Consider the following 10,264-nt stretch of genomic DNA (forward strand, 5'->3'; position numbering starts at 1 on the left):
GGCGGGGGCGGCCGGTCCCGGCGTCGGGGCGGGGGGTCGGGGCGGGGGGCGGGCCCGGCCCCCCCCCCCCCCGCCCGCGGCGCCCGTACCCGCCGGGATCCCCGCGTTGCCGCGGATCCCGGCGGGTACGGCGGGCCTCAGCGCACGACCGGCAGTTCCAGCGCCGAGCCCCGGTCGCCGCCCCAGCCGATCCGGTAGCTCGCCCGGCCGTCGGCCGGGAGCAGCTCGAAGGAGTCGGGGTTGGCGGCGGCGACGGTGAGCCGGATCCGGTCACCGGAGCGGAACAGCACCGAGACGGGCTGGAGGTCGACGGTGACCCGCTGGGCGCGGCCCTGCGGGAGGTCCTCGGCGTCCTCGGCCGCGTAGCTGCGCGGCGTGCGCAGCCGCCGCCAGTCCGGATTGTCCCGACGGTCGGCCACCGCCCTGTCCTCCAGGGCCAGTTGGCCCTCCGTCAGGTAGGTGACCCGGCCGTCGGGCGCGACGTCCTCCAGGTAGACGTGCAGGGCGCCGCGCGCCGAGCCCTCGAGTCCGGTGACGTCGAGGGTGACCTTGCCGTTGCCGGTGACCCGGGTGTCGGCGGTGAGCGGTGCGCTGGTGTAGCCGAGCAGTCTGGCGTCGACGGCGGCACGGTCGGGGTAACTGACCTCGTCGCCGGTGAGGTTGGTGTTCCAGCGGTCCAGCGGGCCGGTGCCCGCGGTCGGGTCGAGGGTCAGCGGGTCGGAGCCCCGGTGGCCGTCCGCCCGGGCGGCGAGCGTGCCGCCAGCGCCGAGCGGGAAGCGCTGGGTGCGGGTGCCGGGGACCGGCCAGCGGGTGGTGGTGCGCCAGACGTCCTCGTTGAACGTGTAGTAGTGCACCTGCCGTCGGCCGTCGGGGCGGGCGGAGCCCCGGACGTAGCGGTCGAAGAAGTCGACCACCCGCTGGTCGTTCTCGGCGTGCTCCCGCGCGGTGAGCGGGCGGGGCGGGCGGAACGGGTCGGCGAGCGAGCCGGCGCCGTGGTTCCACGGGCCGATCCAGGAGTCCTGGGTGTTGGACAGGCCGGTGAACTGGGAGAGCACGCCGTTGGCGGTTCCGGCGTCGAGCCAGCCGGCCCGGGTCAGGACGGGCACCCGGCCGGCTTCGACGGCGTCGGTCCGCTCGCCGACGCTGCCGACCGTCCAGCTCTTCGGGCCGTCCCGGTAGTCGCGGTGGGCGCCGGTGCGCGCCATGTCGACGAGGTTGGCGTTGTTCGCGTGCTCGGCGCGCGCGGCGGCGAGCAGGGCCTGGCCGTCGGGTCCGTCGACCGGCCGGGGCTGGAGGCCGGTGAGGCCGAAGTCCGCGCAGAGCGCGCGGGTCTTCTCGTCGGTCTCGCAGGTGGTCCCGCCGGCCCGGTCGAGGACGCGCAGCAGCAGCCCGTACCGGGCGATCCGCGGTTCGATGAGCACGCCGCCGGGGCGCACCAGGTCCTCGTACGGGTCGAAGTCGTAGGAGATCGGGGCGGCGGCGGTGATGTGGTGGTTGCCGAGGGAGGTGGCGAGCATCGCGGTGTCGCCGCCGTAGGAGATGCCGGTGGTGCCGACCCGGCCGTTGGACCAGGGCTGCGCGGCGATCCAGTCGCTGAGCGGGCCGCTGTCGGCGGTCAGGTCGGCGCCGAGTTCGGAGGTGAGGGTGCCGAAGGAGGCGCCGGTGCCGCGCAGGTCGGCGACGACGAAGGCGTACCCGCGGGAGGTCCACCGCTCGGCCTCGCCGCCGGCGCCGCCGGGTGGGACGGGCTCGCCGGTGCGGACCCTGGCCCGCCAGTAGCGCTGGGTGGACAGGACGGTGGGCAGGTCGGCGCCGGCCCGGGTGCCCTGCGGCAGGTGGACGTCGACGGCGAGGCGGACCCCGTCCGGCATGGTGACGTAGCGCGACCGCAGGGTCGGCTCGGCGGGCCCGCCCGGTCCGGCGGGCACCGCGGCGGCGGCCGGGGCGACGGACAGGCCGAGCCCGGCGGCGGCCGTGACCAGCGCCGCCAGCGGGCGGCGCAGCACGCCCCGCCTCATCGGACGGTCGCCTTCCAGGGGCCTTCCTCCGGGCGTGCCTCGTCGTCCGTCCCGGGCCAGGGCGGCATGGTGACGGCGGTGATCCGCAGCGGGCCGGCGGAGTCCTCGTCCGCCCGGAACTGGAACGCGGTTCCCAGCGGTATCGACACCGCCGTGCCGGCCGCGAGCCGGACGGTCTCCTCGCGCCCGCCCTGGCGGCGCCAGAGCCGGCCGCTGCCCGCGGTGACCCGCCACAGTTCCTGCACGGTGGCGTGCGACACCGCGCGGGTGACCTGCCCGGGGGCGAGGACGAAGTCCGCGAGGCTCCCGCACCCCGTCAGCTCCAGCAGTGGGCGCACCTCGGCCCCGTCCGGGGCGGTCACCACGGGGGCGTCACCCGCCTCCGCGGTGCGGAAGGGCTGCTGCCCGACCTGGTTGCTCATCCGACGACCTGCCTCTCTCATCCGAGTGAGTAGCGTGGTCTCGTCCCCCACCGCCGATGGGACCACGGTCGCCCGGCCGGCCGCCAGGGCGGGTTACCCCGAGACGACCCCGATCCGACCCTGGCCCTTCCCGGACTCCAGGCCCGGTGCGCCGGCCGGGCCGGGCCCGAAGTCCCGCACCGCCTCGGTGACGATCGCCTCCAGCCGGGCGTGGTGGGCGCCGCGCCAGTAGGCCTGGCCGCAGTCCTCGCACTGGGCGAAGGCGTCGTAGGAGCGCTCGGTGCCGTCCCGCAGCTGTTCGCGCACCGAGGTCTTGGTGGCGGGACGCAGGGGGCCGTTGCAGGTGGTGCAGCGGGTCCAGGGGGCGAGCGGCGGCGCGAAGCGGGAGAGCACGTCGCGCAGTTGCTCGACGGGGCGGTGGCTGTAGACGTAGGCGCCGGCCCACAGTTCGCGGCGGCGCAGCAGACCGCGGTCGCGGGAGAGCAGGATCCGCTGTTCGGCGGCGGAGCGGGCGGCCAGTGCGGCGTCGCCGATGTCGGGGTTCTCGTAGGCGGTGTCCACGCCGAGCAGGCGCAGCCGGCGGGCGAGGGTGCCGAGGTGGACGTCCAGCAGGAAGCGCACCGGGACGGGCGAGGGCTGCGGCCTGGTCACGGCCCGGACGGCGATCTCCTCGCCGTCGGCCGGCACGTGGGTGTCGGGCACGGCCCGGCCGTCCACCAGCAGGGCGCCGACCTCGGTGAGCGGGACGCCCAGGGACTCGACGACGTGGCCGAGGGTGGAGGTGCCGTCGGTGCGCAGCATGCTGCGGCCCGCCCTCCGGGGCGCGGAGACGAAGAGGTGCAGCTCAGGGGCGAAGTCGAGATGAATCTGAGGTCGGTCCACATGGCCAGCATGCCAGCGGGCGGCGGGCCGGGACCACCGGGTTACCTGCCCCCTCTTCCGGGGGTGTGCCGGGTTGCCTCCGGGCCGCTCCTCGGCTCGGGCCGCTGCCTCGTCCGTCGGGTCGGCCCGCGGCCCGCTCCCCCGGGCCCGGTCGGGAGGTCCGGGGTCAGGCGTCCGCCACCGCCACCGGCAGGGGAGGCACGGGCGGCACCGGCGGTGCCTCCGACACCGGTCGGCCGCGGTCCCGGGCCGCCCAGCGGGCGACCGGCCCCGTCGCGCACCCCGCCGCGAGGAAGACGCCGCCGAGGACCAGCCAGCCCGCGAGGCCCCCGTCCAGCAGCAGGGTGGTGAGCAGCAGCGGCCCGAGGGTGCGGGCGACGGCGACACCGGTGCCGAAGAAGCCCTGGTACTGGCCGATCCGCCCGGGCGGGGCGAGGTCGAAGGCGATCTGCCAGCTGCCGGCCGACTGCCGCATCTCCCCGGCCACCTGCAGGACGGAGGCCGCGACCAGCAGGACGGCGACCGCCCAGACCGGCACGGACAGCGCGGACAGTCCGAAGACGGCGCAGGAGCCGAGCAGCAGCAGTCCGGCGGAGCGGACCGCCCGGGCCGCCGGCTCCAGTCCGGTGACGCCGCGGGCCGCCCGCACCTGGAAGGCCAGCACCGCGAGGGTGTTGAGCACGAACAGCGCCGAGCCGAGCCAGCCGATCCCGGGGGCGCGCGCGGCGATCCAGAGCGGGATGATCAGGCTGAGCAGCGGCATCCGCAGCAGCAGCACGGCGTTGACCGCGGTGACGGCGGCGTACCGGCGGTCGCGCAGCACGGCCAGGCGCGGACCGGCGTCGGACGGCCCTGCCGCGGGCGGGGCTTCGGGCAGCCGCCGCAGGACCAGCGCGCCGGTCAGGAAGCCGAGCGCGGTGACGGCGAAGGCGGCCAGGTAGGCGGCGCGGGTACCGACGCCGAGCGCGATGCCGCCGATCGCCGCGCCGACGGCCAGTCCTCCGTTGAGGGTCGACTGGATGTGGGCGAGCAGCGCGGTTCGCCCGGCGGGCGGCACCAGGGCGGCGACCAGGGCCTGCCGGGCGGCGCTCAGCCCGGACTGCGCGGTGGCGTAGAGGCAGACCGCGAGCAGGAACAGCGGGTAGGAGCGGATCACCAGGAGGGCGGCGACCACGGCCGCGGTGCCGAGCGCGAGCGCCACCGAGGTGCGGCGCGGTCCGCGCCGGTCGGCGAGGTGGCCGAGCGGGACGCCGGCGAGCGAGCCGAGCGCCCAGGCGAGGGTGAGTCCGAGCCCGAGGGCGGTCGGTGACATCCCGACCACGCGGGTGAAGTAGAGGGCGGAGCAGGTGTAGTACGCGCCGTCGCCCACGGCGGCGGCCAACTGGGCGGCCGCGAGGGTCCGCTGGGGCCCGGCGGGCGGCAGCGCGCCCCAGCGGGCGGCTCGTTCGGTGGGCATGCCCCTCCTCCGTTCGTGCGCGGGAGTCATCCGCGTCCCGGACCGGCGGTCACCCGCACGCGTCCGGCTGCGTAAACGTGTTCACGGACCGTCACCCCTGCCCGCGACCGCCGGACGGGCGGTGCGCGGAGCCGGTCTCCCCGGCCTCCGGTTCCGGTGCTCCCCCACCCTACGGAGGAAGCGGCCCAGGGGAACGGTCCAGTGATCAAGGAATTTCCTGGGCCAATCCGGCGGGCCGCCGCACCACCGACCGACCCCTGAACCCTCGTGCGAGGGAGGCCAGTTGGCGTCCGCGAACCGTTCCGGGGCGGCCCCGCCCAACCTTGCCCGCGCCCGCGAAGCGCCGTCCGTACCCGCTCCGAATCCGCCCCCGCCGGCCGCCGCGGAACCGCGATCGGGCAGACCAGGGGCCAACTTTGACCGTGTTGACCCGTCAGTAGCACCCTTTTATGCTCAACGGCGTTCGCGATCCGGCAGCGGGCCGGGGCCGCCCAGCCCGCCCGTTCCGTCGCCGTCCCCGGTTCGAAGGGTGGCCCCCCATCAGCACCTCCAGCGCGCCCCCGGACCTCACTCGCCGGCGGCGCTTCCTCACCTACCTGCTGGCCGCGCCCACCCTCACCGTCGGTGCCCGCCTCGCCGCCGACACCGCCGCACCCGCCACCGCACAGGCCGTGCCGGTTCCCGTACCGGCCCCCGCCGCGGCCGCCCTCCCGGTCCGTGAGACCGCCCTGCCCCAGCAGCTGATCGGACTGCCCGGCATCCCGGACATCGTCGACCTCGGCGACGCGATGATCATCGCCGGGCTGCCGACCGCCCACCTGCTGGTCCTCGAAGTCACCGCCGCCGGCCGCGCCGTGCTCCACCTGCCGCGACTGGAGGTCGGCCAGGGCCTCACCACCGCGATCGCCATGATCGTCGCCGAGGAGCTCGACGCCCGGCTCTCCGACGTCGACGTCCCGCTCTCCGACTCCCGCCCCGAACTGCTCTTCAACCAGCTGACCGGTGGCTCCAACTCGATCCGCTCGCTGTACGACCCGGTGCGCGCCGCGGCCGCAGCCGCCCGAGCCCGGCTGGTGACCGCCGCCGCCAAGCGCTGGAACGTTCCCGCGACCACCCTGCGCACCGCAGACTCCGCCGTCCTCGCCCCCGACGGCCGCCGCCTCGGCTACGGCGACCTCGCCGCCGAGGCGGCCGGCGTCGCCGCACCCGCCGTGCCGGCCACCCCCAAGACCCCCGAACAGCTGCGCCTGGTGGGCCGGCCCACCGGCCGGATCGACGCCCGGGACATCGTCACCGGCCGCGCCACGTACGCCGGGGACCTGCAGATCCCGGGCGCCGTACCCACCGTGGTCGCCCGCCCGACCACCGTCAACGGCACCCTCAAGTCCCTGGACGCCTCCGCCGCCCGCGCCATGCCCGGAGTCCTCGGCGTGGTGCGGATCCCGTCCGGGGTCGCCGTCCTCGCCGAGACCTTCGACCAGGCGCTCAAGGCCCGCGACGCCCTGCGCACCACCTGGAACCCCGGTCCGGTCGCCGGCCTGTCCGACGCCGACGTGCGGTCCAAGCTGCGCGCCGCCCACCTGCCGTCCCTGCCGCCGCCGCTGCTCTCCCACCGGGTGGAGGCGGAGTTCGACTTCGCCTTCGTCAACCACGCCCCGATGGAGGTGCTCACCGCCGTCGCCGACGTCCGGCCGAACCGGGCCGAGCTGTGGTTCGCCGCCCAGAGCCCGATCCTCGCCCAGGGCACCATCGCCGCCGAACTCGGGCTGCCGCAGAACGCCGTCACCGTCCACGTGGTGCGCGGCGGCGGCTCCTTCGGCCGCCGGCTGTTCTTCGACGCCGCCCTGGAGGCCGCCCAGGTCTCCAAGGCCGCGGGCCGCCCGGTCAAGCTGATGTGGACCCGCAACGACGACATGCGCCACGGCCGGGTGCGCCCCGCCAGCCACCACGTCATCCGGGCCACCTACGGCCTCGGCCAGGTGTTCAGCTGGGAGCACCACGTGGCCAGCGTCCGGACCGACCTCGGCCACGGCCTCGGCGACATGTTCACCGCCGCGGGCTACAACCTCCCGCTGGCCGGGATCACCGCCTCCGAGCTGTTCTTCCTGCTCACCGAGAAGATCCCGTACGACGTCGGGGTGCCCACCCAACTGCTCGCCGAGGTACCGCTGGAGCTGCACACCGGCAGCTGGCGCTCGGTCTACTCGGGCACCGTCCGGGTCTCCGACGAGATCATGATGGACGAACTCGCCCGCCGGATGGGCCAGGACGAACTCGCCTTCCGCCGCGACCGGATGCGCAGCGCGGCCGGACGGGCGGTGCTGGACGAGCTCGCCCGGCGCGGCGACTGGGGCCGCCCGATGCCCCCCGGCCAGGCCCAGGGCATCGGGTACCACGACGAGCACAGCGCCTGCGTCGCCTACCTGGTCGAACTGGACGCCACCGACCGCGCCGACCCCCGGGTCACCAAGGCCGTCGTCGTCGCCGACGTCGGCCGGGTGATCAACCCCAAGGGCCTGGAGGCCCAGCTCACCGGCACGCTGGTCGACGGCATCTCGGTGATCCTCCAGGCCGGCAACCACCTGGACAACGGAGCCTTCCGGGAAGGCAGTTACGGTGACTTCCACTACGCCCGGCAGCGGCACACCCCGCCGGTGGTCGAGATCCACCTGATGCCGCCGAGCGGACCGCCCGGCGGCGCGGGCGAACTGGGCGTCCCGGCCGCCTCCGCCGCCGTCGCCAACGCCTACGCCCGCGCGACCGGCACCAGCCCGCGCTCCTTCCCGATCGCCTTCTGAACCGGCCTCCCCACCACCGGCCCTTCCGGCGGCCGGCCCTCCGACCACCAGCTGAGGAATCCCGACCCCCATGCCCACCCACACCTTCGTCCTCAACGGTCGGCCCGTCACCGTCGAGGCCCCGGACGACATGTCGCTGCTCTGGGTGCTGCGCGACAAGCTCGGCGTCACCGGCCCCAAGTACGGCTGCGGGGTGGGCGTCTGCCGCGCCTGCACCAGCCATCTGGACGGCCAGGAGTTCCAGCCCTGCACCCGCTCCGTCAAGGACTGCGAGGGCCACACCGTCACCACCATCGAGGGCCTGGCCGACGGCGAGGTCCTCCACCCGGTCCAGGAGGCCTGGCTCGCCTGCGACGTCGCCCAGTGCGGCTTCTGCCAGCCGGGCCAGATCATGACCGCCGTCGCCCTGCTGCGCCGCACCCTGAACCCGACGGACGCGGACATCGACCAGATCCAGAACATCTGCCGCTGCGGCACCTACCCGCGCATCCGCGAGGCCATCAAGCAGGCCGCCGCCCGGCAGACCGCCAAGCCCTGATCGGGCCCGGGCGCCTCGGCGTCGGCCCGGGGCACCCGGGGCGCGCCCGCGCCGACCGGGTCCGCCCGACGCCCGGGTCCGCCCTGCGTGCCGGTCCGCACGGAGCCGGGGTCCGCACGGAGCCGTCAGCCGCCCGTCGGGTCCGCCGCCGGGTCACGGCCGAAGAAGGCCGCGAGCCGGTCGTACGCCGGGGCGTCCTCGGGGACGGCGACGGCGGGGCCGAAGGCGTGGTGCTCCTCCTCGGCGCCGCGGTACTCGGGTTTGAGCGCCCCCTCGGCCCAGGCCAGCGCGGCCAGCGCGACCTCGTGGTCCAGGCCCTCGGTCGACTGGCCGGTGGCGTGCGCCAAGTCCCAGGCGTGGACGGCGAATTCGGCGGTCTGCTGGTCCACCGGGAAGCGCGCCGGGACGGTGCCCGCGCCGGGCACCTCCACAGTGCCGGAGAGGTCCCCGGCCGCGCGCCAGGCGTCGGCCAGCTCCTCCGCCCCGGCCTCGAAGGCGTGCAGCCAGTCCTCCTCGACCCGGTCGAAGGGCTGCGACCAGTCCGGCTGCGCGCCCTTCGCCCGCACGGTGAACTGCCGCAGGTCGTACAGGAGGTGGCTGACCAGGTCGCGGACGTCCCAGGAGCGGCAGGGTGTCGGGTGGCCGGCCAGCTCGACGCCGGTGCCGTCGATCAGCCCGGCGGTCTGGGCGAGGGCGCGGGCGAGCAGCCCGATCGGGTCTTCCGCTGCGGTCATGGCACACCTCTCGGTACTGGTCCCGGTGCGGGAGCGGGTGTCGTGCCGGGCGATCGTAAGCGCGGGCGCCGACCTCCGCCCGGCACGACACCGCACCCGTGACCCGTGCCCTCCGGCGTCAGGCGGCGAAGCCGCCGTCCACCGCCAGCTCGGCGCCGCTGACGTACCGGCCGTCCTCGCCCGCCAGGTAGGCGACGGCGGCCGCGACCTCCGCGCCGGTGCCGAAGCGGCCGAGCGCGGTGAGCCCGCTCTGCAGCTCCGCCGCGGGGCCGTCGACCGGGTTCATGTCGGTGTCGATCGGCCCGGGGTGCACCAGGTTGGCGGTGATCCCGCGCGGCCCGAGCTCCCGGGCCAGCGCCTTGGTCAGGCCGATCAGCGCGGCCTTGCTGGTCGCGTACAGCGTGGCACCGGGGAAGGCGACGCGCTGGGCGATGCAGCTGCCGACGGTGACGATCCGCCCGCCGTCGGCCAGGTGGGCGGAGGCCGCCCGGGCGTACAGGAAGGGCGCGCGGACGTTCACCTCCAGCACCCGGTCGACGTCCTCCAGCGTGAGCTCGCCGATCGGGCCGAGCACACCGACGCCCGCGTTGTTCACCAGGACGTCCAGCCGCCCGAACCGCTCGACGACGGCCTCGACCACGCCCCGCACCGCCTCCGGGTCGGCGCTGTCCGCCCGTACGGCCCAGCCGCTGCGCCCCATCGCGGTGATCTTGGCCGCGACCTCCTCGGCGCGCTCCGCACCGCCCTGGTAGGTCAGCACCACGTCGGCGCCGTCCTCGGCCAGCCGAAGCGCGACCGCCGCGCCGATCCCCCGGCTGCCGCCGGTCACCAGGGCCACCTTGCCGCCGAGGCCACCGAGGCCGTCGCGCACCACCGCACTGTTCATCGCCATATCTCCAGAACTCCTCGTTCCGATCGCGGACATGACTCGATCCTGGCCCGGGGCGTTTCAAACCTCCGGCGGTATTCGGACGTTGCGTTCAACGTTCAACCACCCCTCGCGGAACTCCCGCACCCCGGCGCGCACCCCGGACGGGCCACGGCGCGACCGGGGCACTCGGCGGGCCGGCGCGCTTCCACCCGCCGCGGTGCACGCCGGCCGCCGGGTCGGCTCCGGCGCGGCCTTCCGTCCGCAGCCCGGGAGCGCCGGACGCCGGAGCCCCGGACGCGCCACGGGCCGGGCCCGCCGGGGAGCGGCCGGGCCCGCCGGCCCGGGTGCCGGACGGTGCCGGCCCCGGCGCCCTCCCGGAACGCCGGGGAAACACCCCTTGACGGGCCCGTGACGGATCGTTGACGGGCCGTTGACGGGCCTCTGGCGCCCCGGGGGGCCCCGAACGGGTCGAGCGGCCACCCCGGGCGGGGGGGGGCGCGGGCTCGCGCCGCCCGGGGCTGGCGGGCCCCGGCGCGCGCGTATGC

At 76.1% G+C, this 10,264-nt stretch carries 8 protein-coding genes; 2 read left to right on the top strand and 6 right to left on the bottom strand.

Annotated features, from left to right (window positions below; translation table 11 throughout):
* Positions 1-137: 137 nt before the first annotated feature.
* From ACWD4P_RS36770 to ACWD4P_RS36785, 4 genes are all read right to left on the bottom strand, one after another.
* Positions 138-2,018, bottom strand: a complete 1,881-nt coding sequence (locus tag ACWD4P_RS36770) for a CocE/NonD family hydrolase (protein WP_449782631.1) — start codon at positions 2,016-2,018, stop codon at positions 138-140.
* Positions 2,015-2,440, bottom strand: a complete 426-nt coding sequence (locus ACWD4P_RS36775) for a cupin domain-containing protein (RefSeq protein WP_449782632.1) — start codon at positions 2,438-2,440, stop codon at positions 2,015-2,017. Before ACWD4P_RS36775 ends, ACWD4P_RS36770 begins: the two co-directional genes overlap by 4 nt.
* Before the next feature lie 93 nt (positions 2,441-2,533).
* Positions 2,534-3,322: a Mut7-C RNAse domain-containing protein gene (locus ACWD4P_RS36780; protein ID WP_359825034.1), complete on the bottom strand. Its 789-nt coding sequence runs from the start codon at positions 3,320-3,322 to the stop codon at positions 2,534-2,536.
* A gap of 166 nt (positions 3,323-3,488) precedes the next feature.
* Positions 3,489-4,778 (bottom strand): MFS transporter, encoded by a 1,290-nt coding sequence (locus ACWD4P_RS36785; protein ID WP_449782633.1) that lies wholly within the window; start codon positions 4,776-4,778, stop codon positions 3,489-3,491.
* 449 nt (positions 4,779-5,227) lie between these two features.
* On the opposite strand from ACWD4P_RS36785, the gene ACWD4P_RS36790 reads away from it, so the two are divergent.
* Positions 5,228-7,576, top strand: coding sequence for a xanthine dehydrogenase family protein molybdopterin-binding subunit (locus ACWD4P_RS36790; protein WP_359825030.1), 2,349 nt, complete (start codon positions 5,228-5,230; stop codon positions 7,574-7,576).
* A 70-nt stretch (positions 7,577-7,646) separates the two neighbouring features.
* Entirely contained in the window at positions 7,647-8,114 is a 468-nt protein-coding gene (locus ACWD4P_RS36795) for a (2Fe-2S)-binding protein (protein WP_359825027.1), read from the top strand.
* Positions 8,115-8,239: 125 nt separating this feature from the next.
* Here ACWD4P_RS36795 and ACWD4P_RS36800 read toward each other — a convergent pair whose 3' ends face one another.
* Complete coding sequence (locus tag ACWD4P_RS36800) at positions 8,240-8,848, bottom strand: TIGR03086 family metal-binding protein (protein WP_449782634.1); 609 nt, start codon at positions 8,846-8,848, stop codon at positions 8,240-8,242.
* A 118-nt stretch (positions 8,849-8,966) separates the two neighbouring features.
* Positions 8,967-9,734, bottom strand: coding sequence for an SDR family NAD(P)-dependent oxidoreductase (locus ACWD4P_RS36805; protein ID WP_449782635.1), 768 nt, complete (start codon positions 9,732-9,734; stop codon positions 8,967-8,969).
* Positions 9,735-10,264 lie beyond the last annotated feature (530 nt).

Source organism: Kitasatospora sp. NPDC002543 (genome assembly GCF_053594915.1).

Excerpts from the sequence above, each read along its gene's own strand:
- ACWD4P_RS36800 (WP_449782634.1), bottom strand. The coding sequence starts at position 8,848 with ATGACCGCAGCGGAAGACCCGATCGGGCTGCTCGCCCGCGCCCTCGCC.
- ACWD4P_RS36775 (WP_449782632.1), bottom strand. The coding sequence starts at position 2,440 with ATGAGCAACCAGGTCGGGCAGCAGCCCTTCCGCACCGCGGAGGCGGGT.
- ACWD4P_RS36770 (WP_449782631.1), bottom strand. The coding sequence starts at position 2,018 with ATGAGGCGGGGCGTGCTGCGCCGCCCGCTGGCGGCGCTGGTCACGGCC.
- ACWD4P_RS36785 (WP_449782633.1), bottom strand. The coding sequence starts at position 4,778 with ATGCCCACCGAACGAGCCGCCCGCTGGGGCGCGCTGCCGCCCGCCGGG.
- ACWD4P_RS36790 (WP_359825030.1), top strand. The coding sequence starts at position 5,228 with ATGCTCAACGGCGTTCGCGATCCGGCAGCGGGCCGGGGCCGCCCAGCC.
- ACWD4P_RS36795 (WP_359825027.1), top strand. The coding sequence starts at position 7,647 with ATGCCCACCCACACCTTCGTCCTCAACGGTCGGCCCGTCACCGTCGAG.
- ACWD4P_RS36805 (WP_449782635.1), bottom strand. The coding sequence starts at position 9,734 with ATGAACAGTGCGGTGGTGCGCGACGGCCTCGGTGGCCTCGGCGGCAAG.